The 19,074-nt window shown below is 29.1% G+C and carries 16 protein-coding genes; 13 read left to right on the plus strand and 3 right to left on the minus strand.

Features of this window, described 5'->3' with window-relative positions:
- Positions 1-52: 52 nt before the first annotated feature.
- The 6 genes from rpoB to CRV01_RS03050 all read left to right on the plus strand — a co-directional run bounded on the left by rpoB (position 53) and on the right by CRV01_RS03050 (position 11,126).
- Positions 53-4,198, plus strand: coding sequence for a DNA-directed RNA polymerase subunit beta (gene rpoB / locus CRV01_RS03025; protein WP_129006771.1), 4,146 nt, complete (start codon positions 53-55; stop codon positions 4,196-4,198).
- Positions 4,191-8,729, plus strand: coding sequence for a DNA-directed RNA polymerase subunit beta' (rpoC, locus tag CRV01_RS03030; RefSeq protein ID WP_129006772.1), 4,539 nt, complete (start codon positions 4,191-4,193; stop codon positions 8,727-8,729). Before rpoB ends, rpoC begins: the two co-directional genes overlap by 8 nt.
- 35 nt (positions 8,730-8,764) lie before the next feature.
- A complete protein-coding gene (locus tag CRV01_RS03035) occupies positions 8,765-9,154 on the plus strand; it encodes a hypothetical protein (protein ID WP_129006773.1) in 390 nt (129 codons plus the stop codon).
- 54 nt (positions 9,155-9,208) lie between these two features.
- On the plus strand, positions 9,209-9,916 hold the full coding sequence (locus CRV01_RS03040) for an EAL domain-containing protein (protein WP_164970004.1): 708 nt from the start codon (positions 9,209-9,211) through the stop codon (positions 9,914-9,916).
- A gap of 27 nt (positions 9,917-9,943) precedes the next feature.
- Entirely contained in the window at positions 9,944-10,231 is a 288-nt protein-coding gene (locus CRV01_RS03045; RefSeq protein ID WP_129006775.1) for a YciI family protein, read from the plus strand.
- 310 nt (positions 10,232-10,541) lie between these two features.
- A complete protein-coding gene (locus CRV01_RS03050) occupies positions 10,542-11,126 on the plus strand; it encodes a hypothetical protein (protein WP_129006776.1) in 585 nt (194 codons plus the stop codon).
- Positions 11,127-11,547: 421 nt separating this feature from the next.
- Here the strand turns inward: CRV01_RS03050 and CRV01_RS13625 are convergent, their stop codons facing one another.
- Both CRV01_RS13625 and CRV01_RS03055 read right to left on the minus strand, forming a co-directional pair.
- The gene (locus CRV01_RS13625) at positions 11,548-11,685 is read right to left on the minus strand and encodes a hypothetical protein (protein WP_164970005.1); all 138 of its coding nucleotides are present in this window, start codon (positions 11,683-11,685) and stop codon (positions 11,548-11,550) included.
- 17 nt (positions 11,686-11,702) lie between these two features.
- Positions 11,703-11,933, minus strand: coding sequence for a type II toxin-antitoxin system HicA family toxin (locus CRV01_RS03055; protein WP_129006777.1), 231 nt, complete (start codon positions 11,931-11,933; stop codon positions 11,703-11,705).
- A gap of 218 nt (positions 11,934-12,151) precedes the next feature.
- Here CRV01_RS03055 and CRV01_RS03060 point away from each other — a divergent pair, with 218 nt between their 5' ends.
- On the plus strand, positions 12,152-13,735 hold the full coding sequence (locus CRV01_RS03060; protein ID WP_129006778.1) for a hypothetical protein: 1,584 nt from the start codon (positions 12,152-12,154) through the stop codon (positions 13,733-13,735).
- 122 nt (positions 13,736-13,857) lie between these two features.
- On the opposite strand, the gene CRV01_RS03065 is transcribed toward CRV01_RS03060, so the two are convergent.
- Positions 13,858-14,148, minus strand: a complete 291-nt coding sequence (locus CRV01_RS03065; protein WP_129006779.1) for a hypothetical protein — start codon at positions 14,146-14,148, stop codon at positions 13,858-13,860.
- A gap of 210 nt (positions 14,149-14,358) precedes the next feature.
- Between CRV01_RS03065 and CRV01_RS03070 the strand changes: the two genes are divergently transcribed.
- The 6 genes from CRV01_RS03070 to CRV01_RS03095 all read left to right on the plus strand — a co-directional run bounded on the left by CRV01_RS03070 (position 14,359) and on the right by CRV01_RS03095 (position 19,041).
- Positions 14,359-15,768 (plus strand): DASS family sodium-coupled anion symporter, encoded by a 1,410-nt coding sequence (locus tag CRV01_RS03070; protein WP_129006780.1) that lies wholly within the window; start codon positions 14,359-14,361, stop codon positions 15,766-15,768.
- 241 nt (positions 15,769-16,009) lie between these two features.
- Positions 16,010-16,738 carry a DUF4198 domain-containing protein gene (locus tag CRV01_RS03075; protein WP_129006781.1) on the plus strand — a complete coding sequence of 243 codons (729 nt, stop codon included), beginning with the start codon at positions 16,010-16,012 and terminating at the stop codon, positions 16,736-16,738.
- A gap of 2 nt (positions 16,739-16,740) precedes the next feature.
- Positions 16,741-17,343, plus strand: a complete 603-nt coding sequence (cbiM, locus tag CRV01_RS03080; RefSeq protein ID WP_129006782.1) for a cobalt transporter CbiM — start codon at positions 16,741-16,743, stop codon at positions 17,341-17,343.
- 29 nt (positions 17,344-17,372) lie between these two features.
- Positions 17,373-17,747, plus strand: coding sequence for a hypothetical protein (locus tag CRV01_RS03085; RefSeq protein ID WP_129006783.1), 375 nt, complete (start codon positions 17,373-17,375; stop codon positions 17,745-17,747).
- Positions 17,744-18,391, plus strand: a complete 648-nt coding sequence (locus CRV01_RS03090) for an energy-coupling factor transporter transmembrane protein EcfT (RefSeq protein ID WP_164970007.1) — start codon at positions 17,744-17,746, stop codon at positions 18,389-18,391. The genes CRV01_RS03085 and CRV01_RS03090 overlap by 4 nt, the downstream gene beginning before the upstream one ends.
- Complete coding sequence (locus CRV01_RS03095) at positions 18,388-19,041, plus strand: energy-coupling factor ABC transporter ATP-binding protein (RefSeq protein ID WP_129006785.1); 654 nt, start codon at positions 18,388-18,390, stop codon at positions 19,039-19,041. The genes CRV01_RS03090 and CRV01_RS03095 overlap by 4 nt, the downstream gene beginning before the upstream one ends.
- Positions 19,042-19,074 lie beyond the last annotated feature (33 nt).

Genomic DNA, 19,074 nt, shown 5'->3' on the forward strand with positions numbered 1-19,074 from the left:
TGCGCTTTATACACAAAGCTAAAAGTAAACCACATTTTTAATAAGGTCGACAATGTTAAACTCTTTAAAATCTGGTAATAGACTTAGAGTTGATTTTGCAAAAAATCCTCAACAAATTGAAATTCCAAATTTATTACAATTACAACAAAATAGTTATGAAAACTTCCTAATGATAGGGAAAGATGACCGAGCAGAAGCTGGTGTCGAAAAAGTTTTCAAATCAGTATTCCCAATCCATGATTCACAAAATAGAATAACATTAGAGTATATAGGTTCAGAAGTTGGTAAACCTAAATATGATGTTAGAGAATCTATGGTTAGAGGGCTTACTTACTCTATACCTTTAAAAATTAATATTAGATTAACTTTATGGGATTTAGACGAAAAGACTGGTGAAAAAATCGGTGTTAAAGATATGAAAGAACAATCTTTATTCATCAGAGAAATTCCACTAATGACTGACAGAACTTCTTTCATCGTAAATGGAGTTGAAAGAGTTGTTGTTAATCAATTACATAGATCTCCAGGTGTTATCTTCAAAGAAGAAGAATCAAACACTGCTGGAAATAAATTAATTTATACAGGTCAAATTATCCCTGATAGAGGTTCATGGTTATACTTTGAATATGATGCAAAAGATGTATTATATGTAAGAATTAATAAAAGAAGAAAAGTTCCTGTAACAATTCTATTTAGAGCACTTGGTTACTCAAAAGAAGATATTGTTAAATTATTCTACCCAGTATTAAATATCAAAATTAAAAACAATAAATTCTTAACAGAATTTAATCCTGATGACTTCACAGGAAGAGTTGAGTTTGATATTAAAGATGACAAAGGTAACTTAGTTATTGCTGCTGGTAAAAGACTTACAGCTAGAAAAGCAAAAGCTTTAGTTGATGGTGGTCTTAAATTAGTAGAATATCCAGTTGATTTATTAATGGATAGATCTACAGCTAATACAATCTTTGATCCAGAATCAGGAGAAGTATTATTTGACGCTTTAACTACATTAGATGAGTTAAAACTTAAAAAGTTACTTGACCTTGGTTTTGATAATTTTGATATTGCAAATGATTTAGCAACTGGTGTTGATGATTCTATTATCAATGCATTTAAAGCTGATGCAGAGTCTTTAAAACTATTAAAACAAACTGAACAAATTGATGATGAAAATGATTTATCAGCAATTAGAATTTATAAAGTTATGAGACCAGGTGAGCCTGTAACTAAAGAAGCTGCAAAAGAGTTTGTTAGAAAACTATTCTTTGACCCAGAAAGATATGACTTAACTAAAGTTGGTAGAATGAAAATGAACCACAAGTTAGGTGTAGATGTTCCTGAGTACGTAACTGTATTAACTTATGAAGATATTATTAAAACAGTACAATACCTTGTAAAAGTAAAAGCTGGTCACGGTCACATTGATGATAGAGATCACTTAGGTAACAGAAGAATTAGAGCTATTGGTGAATTATTAGCAAATGAGTTACACTCTGGGCTAATTAAAATGCAAAAAGCTATTAGAGATAAAATGACTACATTATCTGGTACATTAGAAGATATTATGCCACATGATTTAGTTAACTCTAAAATGATTACTTCAACAATTACTGAGTTCTTTACATCTGGTCAGTTATCACAATTTATGGATCAAACTAACCCATTATCTGAAGTTACTCACAAAAGAAGACTTTCTGCACTTGGTGAAGGTGGTTTAGTAAAAGAGAGAGCTGGATTTGAAGTAAGGGACGTTCACCCAACTCACTATGGTAGAATCTGTCCAGTTGAAACTCCAGAGGGACAAAATATTGGTCTTATCAATACTTTATCTACATTTGCAAAAGTAAATGAATTAGGATTTATTGAAGCTCCATATAAAAAAGTTGTTGATGGTGTTGTAACAGATGAGATTATCTATGTAACTGCTACTCAAGAAGAGGGAATGATTATTGCTCCAGGTTCAACAAAAATTGATGATAATGGAAAGATTTCAGAAAACTTAATTGAAGCTAGACAAGATGGTGAAATTTTATTAGTTGAAAGAGCAAAAGTTAACTTAATTGATATCTCTTCACAAATGGTTATGGGTGTTGCTGCATCTTTAATTCCATTCTTAGAGCATGATGATGCCAACAGAGCCCTAATGGGATCAAATATGATGAGACAAGCTGTTCCATTATTAAGACCTAATGCTCCTGTTGTAGGAACTGGTTTAGAAAAAACAGTAGCAAGAGACTCTTGGGAAGCTATTAAAGCTAGAAGAGCTGGTGTTATTGAAAAAGCAGATTCTAAAAATATTTACATCTCAGGTGAAGATGAAAATGGTGCATTTATTGACCATTATGAAGTTAATAAAAACGTTAGAACAAATAATAATACATCTTTTGGACAAAGAACTGCTATTAAAGAGGGTGATTTCATTGAAAAAGGTCAAGTTATTGCTGATGGTCCATCTATGGATAATGGTGAACTTGCGGTTGGTGTTAATGCTATGGTTGCATTCATGCCTTGGAATGGATATAACTATGAAGATGCGATTGTTCTTTCTCAAAGATTAATTAAAGAAGATGCATTTACTTCTGTTCATATTTATGAAAAAGATGTAGAGTGTAGAGAACTTAAACATGGTAATGAAGAGATTACAAGAGATTTACCAGGGGTAAAAGAAGAGTCTATTACTCATCTTGATAACTCAGGTATCGTTAAAGTTGGTACTTATGTTAAAGCAGGAATGATTTTAGTTGGTAAAGTTACTCCAAAAGGTGAAATTAAACCAACTCCTGAAGAAAGACTATTAAGAGCTATCTTTGGTGAAAAAGCAGGACACGTAATTAATAAATCATTATATTGTCCAACTTCAATGGAAGGTGTAGTTGTTGACGTTAAAGTATTCACTAAAAAAGGATACGAAAAAGACGAAAGAGCAGTTGCAGAAATTGAAGCTGAAAAAAGTGAATTAGATATTAAACACCATGATAAATTATTAATGCTTGATAGAGAAGAGATTCTTAAAATTAATGATTTATTATCTAAATCACCATTAGAAAAAGAGTTAGAATTAGACGGTAAAACATACAAAAAAGGTGATAATATCCCTGTTGATGTATTAGCAAGTGTAAATAGATTTGCTATGAAAAAAGTTGTTGCTTCTTATTCTAAAGAGATTGAAGCAAAATATAATAGTATTAAAGATCACTTCATTAAAGAAAAATCTACTTTAAGAGAAGATCATGAAGAGAAACTTCAAGTATTAGAACATGATGATATTTTACCAAGTGGTGTAATTAAACAAGTTAAAGTTTATGTAGCTACAAAAAGAAAAATTAAAGTTGGGGATAAAATGGCAGGAAGACACGGTAACAAAGGTATCGTTTCTAACATCGTTCCTCAAGTTGATATGCCATACTTAGAAGATGGAACTACAGTTGACGTTATTCTTAACCCACTAGGGGTACCTTCAAGGATGAATATTGGTCAGATTATGGAAGTTCACTTAGGTTTAGTTGGTAAAAAAATTGGTAATCAAATTCAAGAAATTTTTGAAGCAAAAAGAGATGAGTTTGTAAAAGAACTAAGAGAAAAAATGACTGAAATTGCTTCAGTTGCTAAGCTTATGAATGGTAAAGAGTTTATGGATTCTTTATCTGATGAAGAGCTTATTAAATATGGTCAAGACTGGGCAAAAGGTGTAAGATTTGCTACTCAAGTATTCGATGGTGTTCAAGTTGATGAATTTGAAAAACTATTTGAATTAGCAAAAATTGATACTGATGGTAAGTCTACATTATATGATGGTAAGACTGGTGATAAAATGAAAGAGAGAGTAAACGTAGGTTACATGTATATGCTAAAACTTCACCACTTAGTTGATGAAAAAGTTCACGCAAGATCTACTGGACCTTACTCACTTGTTACACAACAACCAGTTGGTGGTAAAGCACTATTTGGTGGACAAAGATTCGGGGAAATGGAAGTTTGGGCTCTTGAAGCATATGGAGCTACAAGTGTTCTTAAAGAAATGTTAACGACTAAGTCGGATGACGTTGAAGGTAGAACAAGAGCTTATAGAGCTATTGCAAACGGTGAAAATGTTCCAAGATCAGGTGTTCCTGAAACATTCTTCGTATTAACTAAAGAGCTTAAAGCTTTAGGTTTAGATGTTGATATTTTTGACGAGGTGGAAGATAATGAGTAATAATGAAAGAGTATTAGAACCTATTGAAATAAAAGAACTAGAAAGACCACAAGATTTTTCTGCTTTTCAATTAAGATTAGCTAGTCCAGAAAAAATTCTTTCTTGGTCTTCTGGTGAGGTTAAAAAACCAGAAACTATTAACTATAGAACATTAAAACCTGAAAGAGATGGTCTTTTTTGTGCAAAGATTTTCGGACCTGTAAAAGATTACGAATGTCTTTGTGGTAAATATAAAAAGATGAGATACAAAGGTGTTGTATGTGAAAAATGTGGTGTTGAAGTAACATCATCAAAAGTTAGAAGACACAGAATGGGTCATATTGATTTAGTATCTCCTGTTGCTCATATCTGGATGGTATCTTCACTTCCAACAAGAATAGGTACATTACTTGGTGTTAAATTAAAAGATTTAGAAAGAGTATTATACTACGAAGCATATATTGTATCTGAACCAGGTGAAGCATATTATGATAATGAAAAGACTAAAAAAGTTAATAAATATGATATCTTAAATGAAGAACAATATAGAACAATTTCTGATTTATTTGATCACACAGGTTTTGAAGCAAACATGGGTGGAGATGTAATTAGAGATTTATTAGAAAATTTAGATTTAATTGAGTTATTAACTGTATTAAAAGCTGATATGGCAGCTACTAAATCTGAAGCTAAGAGAAAAACTATTGTTAAAAGACTTAAAGTTGTTGAAAACTTTATTAACTCTGGAAATAGACCTGAATGGATGATGTTAACTCAACTTCCAGTTCTTCCACCTGATTTAAGACCACTTGTATCATTAGATGGTGGTAAGTTTGCAGTTTCAGACGTAAATGACCTTTACAGAAGAGTTATTAACAGAAATAACAGACTAAAAAGATTAACAGAACTTGATGCACCAGAAATTATTATCAGAAATGAAAAAAGAATGCTTCAAGAAGCAGTAGATGCATTATTTGATAATGGTAAAACTGCAAATGCAGTAAAAGGTGCTAATAAAAGACCTCTTAAATCTTTATCTGAAATTATTAAAGGTAAACAAGGTAGATTTAGACAGAACTTACTTGGTAAAAGGGTTGACTTCTCAGGTAGATCTGTAATTGTTGTTGGGCCTTCTTTAAATATGGACCAATGTGGTATTCCTAAGAAAATGGCTTTAGAGTTATTTAAACCACACTTAATGGCTAAATTAGAAGAAAAAGGTTATGCAACTACTTTAAAATCTGCAAAAAGATTAATTGAATCAGAAGCAAATGAAGTATGGGAATGTTTAAATGAAATTGTTGATGAATATCCAGTATTACTGAATAGAGCACCAACACTTCACAAACTTTCTATTCAAGCATTTCACCCAACATTAATTGATGGGAAAGCAATTCAGTTACACCCATTAGTATGTTCTGCATTTAATGCCGACTTCGATGGTGACCAAATGGCTGTTCACGTTCCTTTATCACAAGAAGCAATTGCGGAAGCAAAAATTCTTATGATGTCTTCGATGAACATTCTTTTACCAGCATCTGGTAGAGCTATTGCTGTACCATCACAAGATATGATTTTAGGTATTTATTACCTATCATTAGAAAAAGATGGTGTAAAAGGTGAACATAAACTATTTACAGATGTAAATGAAGCAACTATTGCTTTAGAAATGGGTCAAGTTGATTTACATGCGAAAATTAGAACAAAAATTAACGATAAAGTTATTCATACAACTATTGGTAGATTAATTGTTCATGAAATTTTACCTGATTTTGTTCCTGTTGAATTATGGAATAAAATTTTAAAGAAAAAAGATATTGGTGCACTTGTTGATTATATTTACAAATATGGTGGATATAAAGTAACTCCAAGATTTTTAGATAACCTTAAAAACTTAGGTTTTAGATATGCAACTGATGCTGGTATTTCAGTATCAATTGATGATATTAGAGTTCCTGAAACTAAAGAAGAGCATATCACTAAATCTAAAAAAGAAGTTATTGAAGTTCAAAAACAGTTTGCACAAGGTTTATTAACTGAGCAAGAAAGATATAATAAAATTATTGATATTTGGACTGAAGTTAACAATAAACTTGGTTCTGAAATGATGAATTTAGTACAAAGTGACAAAGATGGGTTCAACTCTATTTATATGATGGCCGATTCAGGGGCTAGGGGTTCTGCTGCTCAGATTAGACAGTTATCAGGTATGAGGGGTCTTATGGCTAAACCTGATGGTACTATTATTGAAACACCAATTATTTCAAACTTTAAAGAAGGTCTAAACGTACTTGAGTACTTTATTTCTACTCACGGTGCAAGAAAAGGTCTTGCGGATACAGCACTTAAAACAGCAAATGCTGGTTACTTAACAAGAAAGCTGATTGACGTTTCTCAAAATGTTAGAATTACAATTGAAGATTGTGGTACTCACGAAGGTATCGAAATAACAGATATCTCTTCAGGTAATGAACTTATTGAGTCTTTAGAAGAAAGAATTACAGGTAGAGTAATTGCAGAAGATATTATTGATCCAATTTCAAATGAGATTTTATTTGCAGAAGGTTCATTAATTTCTGAAGATGATGCAAAAGTTGTTGCTGAAGCTGAAGTTAAATCTGTAGTTATTAGAACTCCATTAACTTGTAAAGTTGAGCATGGTTTATGTTCTAAATGTTATGGTCTAAACTTAGGTGAGCAAAGAAAAGCTACTCCAGGTGAAGCAGTTGGTGTTGTTGCTGCTCAATCAATTGGTGAGCCAGGAACTCAGCTTACACTTAGAACATTCCACGTTGGTGGTACTGCGTCTGCAACTCAAACAGAAAGAGAGTTAAGAGCTGATAAAGAAGGTTTCATTAGATACTACAATATCAGAACTTATACAGACAAAAATGGTAAGCAAATTGTTTCAAATAGAAGAAATGCGGGTATTTTATTAGTTGAACCTAAAATTAATGCACCATTTAAAGGTAAGGTTTCAGTTGAAACTATTCATGAAGAGACTATCTTAACAATTACAAATGGTAAAGAAGAGAAAAAATACTATTTAAGAAAGAATGACGTTGCTAAGCCAAATGAGCTTGCAGGTGTTTCTGGTAAAATTGAAGGTAAATTATATTTACCATATAGAGATGGACATGAAGTAGAAGAAAATGAATCTATCGTTGAAATGATTAAAGATGGATGGAATGTTCCAAACAGAATTCCATTTGCCGCTGAATTAAAAGTTCAAGATGGAGCACCAATTACATCTACTATTATCTCTGGGTCTAAAGGAATAGTTAAATACTATAAACTTAAAGGTGATTATTTAGAAAGAAGACATGACATTAAAGCTGGTGAAGCTGTAAATGAAAAAGGTCTATTTGCTGTTATCGTTGATGGTGAAGACAGAGAAGCTTTAAGACACTATGTTGCAAGAGGTTCTGTTGTTGAATTAGATGATAACTCAGAAGTAGAAAAAGATTCAGTTATTGCAAACCCAGCAAGTGCAGAGCAAGTTGTAATTGCTGAGTGGGATCCATATTCAAATCCTTCTATTGCAGAAGAAAAAGGTAAGATTTCATTCGAAGATGTTATTCCAGGTGTTACAGTTGCAGAGCAATTTGATGAATTAACAGGTACATCTAAACTTGTTGTTAACGAATATATTCCTGCTGGTTATAAACCAACAGTTGTATTAACTACTGAAAACAAAGAGTTATTAAGATACTCTTTAGAGCCTAAAACTTCATTATTTGTAAGTGAAGGTCAAAAAGTAGAAGTTGCAGATATCATTGGTAAAACACCAAAAGCAACTCAAAAATCAAAAGATATTACTGGAGGTCTTCCAAGAGTATCTGAATTATTTGAAGCAAGAAGACCAAAAGCAATTGCTGTATTAGCATCTTTTGATGGTATTGTTTCATTTGGTAAGCCGCTTAGAAATAAACAAAGAGTTATTGTTACTGATGAAAATGGTAACAAAGCAGAGTACTTAGTTGAAAAATCTAAGCAAATTTTAGTACATGAAGGTGAATTTGTTCACGCTGGTGAAGCATTAACTGATGGTCAAGTTTCTCCTCATGATGTATTAAGAATTTTAGGTGAAAAAGCATTACATTACTTTATTGTATCTGAAGTACAACAAGTATATAGATCTCAAGGGGTAAATATTGCTGATAAACATATTGAGGTTATTTTATCTCAAATGTTAAGACAGGTATCTATTTTAGATGGTGGGGATACTAAATTCATCATTGGAGATATGGTATCTAAAAAGAGATTCAAAATTGAAAATGAGAAAATTATCAAGCTTGGTGGTAAACCAGCAATTGCTGAACCATTATTACTTGGTATTACAAGAGCTGCTGTAACATCAGACTCTATTATCTCTGCTGCATCGTTCCAAGAGACTACTAAGGTATTAACAGAAGCTGCAATTAGTGCAAAAATGGATATGTTAGAAGACTTAAAAGAAAACGTTGTAATTGGTAGAACAATTCCTGTAGGAACTGGTCTATACAAAGATCAAAAGATCAAATTCGCTTCAACTGAAGAAGAAGCTGAGTAAACCAAATAGGGCTTTTGCCCTAATGGTATATAAAGATGGATATACTTTCACTTTTTTTCATTTTTGTAGCCATTGAACTTTTTGAAACAAACTGGCAAAAATCAGATTCTATACATGGAATCTTACTTAATAACTATAAAGTATATAGATACAACATTTTCTTATTTTTCTTATTAAACTTTAGTTTTATTTATTCAATTTTTTTAGTAATATATTTACAAAATAACTCATTTTGGATGTTAAGTATTGTAGGTATAAAGTTTTTAGATATCGCATTTAAACTAAATATTATGTCAAGAATCAATAGTGATACACCTTTAGAAAATATTATGCCTAATATTAAAGTAGGTTTATTATTTAGATATGCAAATGTAATAATTTATCCAATTACTTTTTTATTTGCTACAAATTATTTTATTTTTTAAAATTGATAATCACTATTAATTAAATTTAAGAATAATATGGATATTATTTTATCCATGAATACACAAGAATTTAAATACCTTATAAAAAATGCAAAATATAAAACAAAGTACGAACCAATAATCTCTTCCATAGATGATTCTATCTACGCATATGAAGCACTTTCAAAATTTGAAATTAAACAAGATGTAATTAGTACAGAGGAAATATTTAGAAAACTGCATCATAATAATATGCTTTTCTTTGAACTTGAAAGAAGAAATAAAGAGTTACAAGTTGAATGTTTTGATATGGATAAAAAATTATTTCTAAACTTTGATGCTGATATTGTTAATACAATTGAGCAAAAAGAGTATTGGGAGAATTTTTTAAGTCCACATAAAAAAGATGTAGTAGTAGAAATAACTGAAAATGGAAGTGATGATGAAAAGAGTGCAGAAATAATAAGACAATTTAGTCAATGGCTAAAAAATAAAGATATTGACTCTGCACTAGATGATTTTGGACAAGACGGATCAATGTTTTCTTTCTTTTTAATGGGACAAAGTAAATATATTAAAATTGATAAATCCTTTTTAAGACAAATAGCTTCAAATAAAAACTATATTTACTATTTAGAAGGATTATTAAAAACTATCAGTAGAAATGGGCAGAAGTCTATTATTGAAGGTATAGAAACAAAATATGATTATCAATTGGCAAAAAAACTAGAGTGTGACTATATGCAGGGTTACTACTTTAATCATTTAGTAATCATAAAATGATATACTTTTAAAAAAGAAGGAGTCCAAATGCAATACTTAGTAATAGCATATGATAATGAAGGTGCATTAGAAAAAAGACTTGAAGTAAGAGATGCTCATATTGAAGGTACAAAAAAATTAATGGCTGAGGGGAAAGTAATTAAAGCTGGTGCTTTAATTGAAGAAGATCAAATGGTAGGTTCAACTTTATATGTTGATTTTGAAAATGATGATGAAATCAATGAATGGCTTTCAAATGAGCCATACGTACAAAATGGCGTATGGAATATGGAAGAGTTCCAAATCGTACCTGTAAAACTACTTCCAAACGCATAATAATATTTCCAAAAAAAGCCCATAAACTCTTATAATATGGGCTTACTTTAATCCAAATCTTTCCATTAATTTTCGATTCTTTTTATATTATTCACAGTTTTTTAACGGTACTATGTACGGTACTGAAGAAATATTAAAAAGTGAGTACCGTAATAAAATGGCAAGAACCGTTAAACTCCCTAGATTATACGCAACTTAAAAATGCTATAAAATGAACTCGTATGTTAATATCCTTTATTCTCTTCCCACTCTAAATTAATTTATTAAAGGTGTAATATAATATTATTTTAAATTAGAAAAAGGCAAAAAATTGGGTATAAATAAGCTTGATAAGAAAAGAAGGATTATAGATATAATAAAGTTTGCTATTATTTGTGTAATAGTTTTTTCTTTTTTATTATTATTTTTTCCTTCAAAAATTTTAGTAGTGTTTTCTTTTATTTTAATATGTTTATTTAGTTTAATTTCTCTTTTTTATTATTCTTATCGTGCAAATGAAGATGATAGAAAAATAATTATTGATATGTGGAAAATTTATTATTCATTTATTTTTGTATTTATAACTACTTTATTTGCTTTATTGGGTTATGGGCTGGATAAAAGTATTGATATGCAAAAAAATAAAATTGATTATTTGGTGAGTGTAAAGAAAAAAAAAGAAGCAGAAAAAATATATCAAGATTATTTAGAAACGAATGAAATTATTATTAATCTTTTTTCTCCTCTAACAATAGTAGAATTCTTTGAAGAAAGAAATTTTTCGTCATCTAGTAATAATAAAGAAAATAATGCTTATATATTTTGGTATATAAATTTTTTATGTTTATTAATAAGTTTAATGACTTTAATTCTATTTTTAAGAGCTATAGTTGAATTTAATGAGTTTAAGAAATAAAAGAATTAAATGTACATAAAATTGAATATAGAATTTGTGTCTTTTCCTTCCCCCCCCTTCTCTAACTTATAAAAGAGATAAAATCATATTTAAGACTAAAAGGAAATCTGTATTTTCTTCTCCTCAAAAAAGTAATAGAGGTGTCTCAGGTGTAACTCTAAGTAATACATTAGTAAGACTTGGATATTAAAATAGGCATATTGTGCATGGCTTTAGAAGTATGTTCTCTACTACTGCGCATAATTTTTATAAAGAACATGGTTTTCATTCTGATAGTATAGAAGCTTGTTTATCTCATAAAGAAAAAGTTTAATATAATAGAGAATCAAAGTTTAAGTACTTTGAAGAGAAGAGGGAGCTTATTCAGTGGTATGCAGATTGGTTGGATAAACTCCTCTGTTAAGATAACTAAAAAGTTATATTAATCTTCATCTTCATCATGATTATAATCATCATAGGCATCATTGTTGTCATTATGAGCATCAGCCCAATCATCCATATCTGCATCATTGTTTGGATTATTTATATCACTCCATAAATCATTATAGTCTCTAGACATTCTTTTTCCTTTTATATTTAATTGATATAGTTGATAAACTCTATTTTTGAAACGTTGATATTCTTTAATATGCTATAGAGTAAACCTAACTTTACTAACTTCTTCTTATCCACTGGAATAATTAATATCTTTTTATTTTCTTGCTTATAGACTCTGTGATTACCCTTGTTTAATCTTTCAAACTTATAACCAATTGAATTTACATATGATATTAACTCTTTTTCAGTTAAATTAGATTTAGAAACCATTATTTTCCTTTTGAACCTTTTGGGTTATTAGGATTCAATTGAGATCTCCTATTTCTATGTACTTTTGAATAAACACTATGTGTGCGTTAGTATCTTTATTTGAATTTGCTTAATTTCCTTTATGGTTATTGTTTGTCATATCTTCCTCCTTAAAAATTTAATTGAAATTGTGTCACAATATGTTAATTTAAGATAGGAATTAGGCTGGACAACTTTTTATGGATGGAAAAATTAGAAGTATTGAAGAGGTTTTTGATTGGTATTTAAAAGCAATAGATGTAAAACTCGATAGAAAAACTATTGAAAGATATATAAAAAATGAATCTCAAAAAGTAGAAAAGAATACTGATGTTTTCGATAATTTAGTAAATAATATTCTAGAATCAATAGAGTTTCAAGATAATTCTAAAGAACATTTTAAATACTTGCTAGAAAACTTTATTGAAGTTTATAAATGTTTTACTCAATATGTTGAATCTTACCATACCTCACAAAAACAATTAGACTTTTTATTAGCAAAGGACATCGTTATTCCATTTCTTGCTCTATTCAGTTCATATGTGTTTGGCAAGCATTTAATTATATTAAGACAAATAAAACCAGATGAAGTAAAAAAGTCTTTTCAAAAATTTTTAGTTTGGGCAGAAAGAAACATCTGTCAGCAAGATATAAAAAAATATTTAATAGGTACGTACGAAAAAGATGAAGACTATGACAAAGGCTATGATACTGTAAGAAAGTTAATAAACAGTTGGCTTGATTTAGAAGAACAAACTATTCCTAAGAAAGAACACCTTCAAAAAATAGTTCAATATTTAAAATATTGTAACAAAGCAACACACCTTAATTTACATAACCTATCACTTTTTTCAAAGCTTTTTCAATTTATTAATAAAGAACTTGAAAATAATTTTAATTATAAGGAAATAGAACTTCTTGTAGAACACTATTTTTGCTTATTAGAGTTTTATTCAGTTTCATCAACATCATTTGATATTCAAGAAACTGAATATAGAATTTATACTGAGCTTTTAAATCATATTAATCCTAATATAATAAATCTTAACCATTATTTTGATGATTATTTTATATGGCTTCGAAAAGTTGTAAAAAGAGATTATATTACTCCCTATAAATTGATAAAAAAAGTACTTGAGAGAAATAGGTTATTTTACAATTTATCTGAAACAGATTGTATGAAATATATTGAAACAAATCTTCCTGTATTATATTTTAATAAAACTAAACATCAAAATGAATATGTTGATTTATGGAATCAAATGAATTCACAAAAAGACAATATTGAACAACTTACACAATCAGCTAGTAGTAAGTTACTGACTAAACTGTACGTTGAACATTTAGATATGAAAAAAGAGAAAACTCTGGATGACAAAACAGAATGCCATGAGATTTTCAAGAAGTTAGAAAGTGAATTTAAAGAGGATGATACAAATCAATATATATGTTTTTTAAAAACTCGTTACTTTATTTTTGATAATAAACCAAAAGAAGCATTAGAATATTGTAAAAAATGTGTTGAATTAGGCATTGGAAAACTGGGAGAACATTTTAAAGAAGCTGTTATGACTGGTATTTTACTATCGGCTAAGAATAATAGAAAAAAAGAATATAACTTTTTCAGAACGATAGCAATCAAATATGATAGCTTGTTTTTTAACAGATTAAAAATTCCAGCTTATGGAAGAGGTGGCAAAGTGGTCGATATTCCTGAAGACAAAAACAATTTTACAGAGCTTATAAATGAATATAACAATTATTTTTGTCATAAGTTCGAATAATAGATACATAAATACTAGTTTTTATACAAATAACTATCAACTTCCATATCATTACCTCTAGCACTTTGTTCTGTTAAATTTGATTCTTCAATTTCATATCCATACTTGTCTAAATAATTAGTTTACTCTAAGTACTTATCTAAAAATGCAAATAAAGTAGGATTTTTAATTATTCGTTCTGATTCAGCTAATAAATCAATAAGTAAGTCAATTTTTTGACTAGGCTCTAATCTGATAAGCTCTTTGATATCATCAAATTGTTCCATTGCTTCATCAAGATACATTGCTAACCTAAATGGACATTTGTATTTTTTTATTTCATCAATAAAATACTCATATTCAGTTTCATAGTAGAATATTGCACAATCTCCAACTGCCTCTACAGGTTTTCCTAGTTTTATTTCAATAATCATAGTTTTTCCTTTTTAAATTGAATACAGAAACTTTACAATAGCATTGATTCTAAATAATAGTATAGGATCTACTCCTGTACTAAAAATTACAAGACTATAAAATAACTTAACAATATACCTTAATATCAATATTAAAATTAAATATAATAAAAGAAAAAAACTGCAATAATTATAAATATATTTCATAATATAAATAAGAAGGAGTTAATTATGTTATCTAATAAGATGAAAATGGTTTTACCCATTATTGTTGCAATTTTTATTGCTATTTTACCAACTCCAGAAGGTTTAACAACAAATGCTCATTATTTCTTTGCAGTATTTATTGGTGTAATCGTAGGATTGATTTTAGAACCAATTCCAGCAGCAATGATTGGATTAGTAGGTGTTGCATTTAGTGCAACTTTTGGATTAGTAAGTGATAGTGCAAAGGCAAGTAGAGATTGGGCTTTAAGTGGTTTTTCTAATGGTGTTATCTGGCTTATTTTTGCTGCATTTATGTTTGCCCTTGGATATAAAAAATCTGGGCTTGGTAAAAGAATAGCCTTATTATTAGTAAAAAAACTAGGAAAAACTTCTTTAGGATTAGGGTATGCAGTTGCTTTTGCAGATGGTATTTTATCTCCATTTATGCCTTCAAACACGGCAAGAAGTGCAGGTACTATTTTCCCTATTGCAATTAATATTCCACAAATGTTTAATTCAACTCCTGATAATGAACCAAGAAAATTAGGTGCTTATATCTCTTGGGTTGCAATTGCAGCTACTTGTGTTACAAGTTCTATGTTTTTAACCGCACTTGCACCAAATTTACTTGCAGTTTCTTTAGTTGAAAAAAATGCTAACATAGTTATCTCTTGGGGACAATGGTTTTCAACATTAGCAATTATTATGATTCCACTGTTTTTATTAGTACCATATTTAGCTTATTTAATTTATCCACCAGAACAAAAACATTCTCCCGAAGCTCCAGCTTGGGCAACTGAAGAGTTGAAAAAAATGGGTTCTATTACTAAAAAAGAACTTATTATGTTAGGACTTGGTATGTTAGCTTTAGTATTATGGATTTTTGGTAAACAAGTAGGAGTAAATAGTACAGTTGCAGCTATTTCTGTATTATGTTTACTTGTTTTAACAAATGTTATTACTTGGGATGATGTTATTTCAAATAAAGGTGCAATCAATGTATTTATTTGGTTTGCAACTTTAGTTGCTATGGCAGGAGGGCTTAAAAAAGTAGGTTATTTAGATTGGGCAGCAGGATTAATTTCTACTTGGCTTCAAGGCTTAACTCCTTCAATAGTAGTATTGGTACTTGTTGTATTATTCTTCTTATTCCACTATTTATTTGCTAGTGTTACGGCTCACGTTGTAGCTTTATTACCACTATTTTTAGGAATTGGAGTAAACCTTATTCCTGCTGATATGGTTCCTTCATTAGCTCTTTTATTAGTTGGATCTTTAGGTTTAATGGGTATTTTAACACCATATGCAACAGGACCATCGCCTATTTGGTATGGAGCAGGCTATATCTCTCAAGCAAAATGGTGGATGTTAGGTGCAATCTTTGGAGCTATCTATTTAGCAGCACTTGTTCTTTTAGCATTATTTATATTATAAAGAAGTAGCACTTTAAGTGCTACTTTTATAAAATAACTCTTATGACACCCTTTCAAAAATTTAATAAATGGTTTGACCAAAACTCAAATAAAATTCTATGGATAGTATTAGGCTTACAAGCTTTGATTGTAGCAATTGCAAGTTACAATAATTAGTTCATAAAATACATAACAATTCATAAATTTTATTCTTCTATAACTGCCTTGTAAATATAATTTCTAAAATAATAGAAAGGCAAATCATGAAAAAAATCATTTCAACTTTAGCAATTATTACTACAACAATTGTAAATGCACACTTTTTGACATTTATACCATCTACGGATAATGTTAATTCAAAAAAACAATCAACAATAAAACTTGATGCTATGTTTATTCATCCTTTTGAACAAACTGGTATGACAATGGAAAAACCTAAAGGTATTTATTTAGGAAACAAAAAAGAAGAATTGCCTTTAAAAGAAGTTAAAAAGTTTGAACATAAGGCATGGGAAACTACATATAAGATAAGAAGACCTGGTGTTTATAAGTTTTTTGTGCAACCAGAGCCATACTTTGAACCAGATGAAGGAAAATATATATATCATGTACCAAAATCAATAATTTCAGCATATGGAATGGAAGATGGTTGGGATGAACCACTTGGGTTAAAGTATGAAATCATACCTATGACTAAACCTTTTTCTTTATATGCAGGTAACATTTTTACAGGTAAAGTTTTACATGATGGAAAGCCTGCTAGTAATGTAGAAGTAGAAGTTGAACTATATAATGAGTTTGGATTAAAAGCACCAAGTGATACTCATATTACACAAGTTGTTAAAACAGATGAAAATGGTAATTTCTCTTTTGTAATGAATCACAAAGGGTGGTGGGGATTTGCTGCACTTATAGAAGAAGGGCAAAAAGAGTACAAAGGGAAAATGTATCCTATTGAAAATGGTGCATTAATTTGGATTAAGGCTTACTAATTATGCATATATCTGATGGAATTTTAACAAGCGAAGTAGCTATAGGAACTGCAATTATTTCTGTTGGACTTTTAGCTTTTTCTTTTAAGGATTTAAAAAACAAAAATATAGCTATAGTATCAGCAATGTCTGCACTATTTTTCATAGCTTCATTTGTTCATATTCCATTAGGTTTTGTTCAAATACATTTAATTCTTATTGGAGTAATAGGTATAGTTTTAGGAGCTCAAGTTTTCTTGGCTATTTTTATAGCACTTCTTTTACAAGCAACACTTTTAGGATATGGTGGAATTAGTTCTTTAGGTGCCAACTTAATAATTATGTCTTTACCTGCTTATTTACTATATTTGGCTTCTAAAATGCAATTGTTAAATATCTTTCCAGAAAAACTAAAATATTTTATGATAGGATTCTTAGCAGTTTTTCTAGCTACTTTACTGTTAGCATTGATATTAGCTTTATCAAAAGAAGAGTATTTATATGCTTCATATACAGTATTTTTAGCAAATATTCCTGCTATGTTTATAGAAGGATTAATAACACTGTTTTTAATTAATTATTTAAAAAAATCAATTCCTGATTTATTAGACGAGGCAAAAGTTTGAGAGTAGCTTTTTTAGTATGTTTTTTATGTTTGAATTTATTTGCACATAAATTGAATCTTTTTTTAGATTATGAAGAGGATAAACTTTATATTTATTCTTATTTTAATTCAGGTGCTCCATGTAAAAACTGTAAAATAGAACTTTTTGATTCAAAGCAGATATTATTAAAAACTTTAGAAACTGATGAAAAGGGTGAATACTTTTTAAAAGATTATGAGAAAGTATCATATGTAAAAGTTGAAGCATTAGGTGGACACTTGGCAAAAGAAAAAATTAATGATGCTTTAAAAAATGACAAAGAGAAAAAAGCAGAAATAAAAAGCGAAAGCTCAATTTTATCCTCTATTATTGCAATAGGATTAATTATTTTAATTTTCTTAGGTTTAAAAAGAGTAAAAAAGTGATAAATCTTTCTCCTACGGCTAGTTTTATAGCTGCAATTTTTTATTCTCTTTTTATTAGTTTCTCAAATGTTGAGTTTCTTTATTTCCTTCCTTTACTTTATGTACTATTTTGTGAGTATAAAAACTTTTTTCAAATTTTTAAAAGAGTGATTTTACTTAATGTATTTATTGTGATGATTTTTGTAGTTTTACTTTTTCAAACTTCTTTAGATGAAGCCTTAAATGTATATTTACGAACAAATATGATTATTATCTTTAATATAGCAATATTTTTCAGATCAAGTGGTTATGATATAGTAAGAGCTTTAAATGACTTGAAGTTCCCTAAAACAGTAGTTAGTTCAATATACTTTACTCTAAAAATGATACAAGTTTTAAGTGATGAATTAAAAACGATAAGGCAGACTTTAAAAGCAAGAGGTTTTAGGGCTAATTCTTCACTTTTTGCTTATGAAACATATGGAAACTTATTTGGACATATTTTTGTTAAATCAATAAGAAAAGCATATGCTTTAGAACAAACTTTTAGCCTAAGAGGTTTTCATGGTAGAATATATCTTATAAATACTATTAAAATCTCTTTTTATGATTTAATACTAATATTTCTAATCACACTTATTTATGTAAAAAGGTTTATTGTATGAGTTGCTCAATAAATGTAAAAAATGTATCCTATGAGGTAAATGAAAGAGTTCTTTTTGAAAATATAATTTTAAATGTATCCCATGAAGAGAAAATTGCAATTATTGGTTCAAATGGAAGTGGAAAGAGTTCTTTTTTAAAAATTGTTGCAGGTCTTGTAAAACCAAAAGAAGGTGAAGTATTTTTATTCCATGAAAAAATGAACAAGCTAAAAGATTTTAAAAAATATAGGTCTGATATTGGATATTTACCCCAAGATGTAAATGATCTTTTTCTTTGTCCTACAGTTATAGAAGATGTAATGTTTAATCTAAGAGCTAAAGGAATAAAAAAAGATGAAGCTTATGCAAAAGCAATTAAAATTTTAAAAGAGTTAGAAATTGTGCATTTAGAAAATAGAAATATTTATGATTTAAGTGGAGGAGAACAAAAAATAGTGGCTTTGGCTAGCATTTTAATTACTAAACCAAAAATTTTATTACTTGATGAACCAACAAATGCCTTAGATGAAGAAGCCGAAAAGAAAATAGTAAACATCTTAAACAGTATTAAAAAGTCAATGATTATAGTTTCTCATCACAAATCATTTATTGAAAGTCTTGCTCCTACAATTTATAGATTAAAAGAAAACTCTTTAGAAAAAATCAATTAGTAAATTAATTGCTAAGAATTTTAGATATACTTA

The organism is Arcobacter sp. CECT 8983 (genome assembly GCF_004118855.1).
GTDB lineage: Bacteria > Campylobacterota > Campylobacteria > Campylobacterales > Arcobacteraceae > Halarcobacter.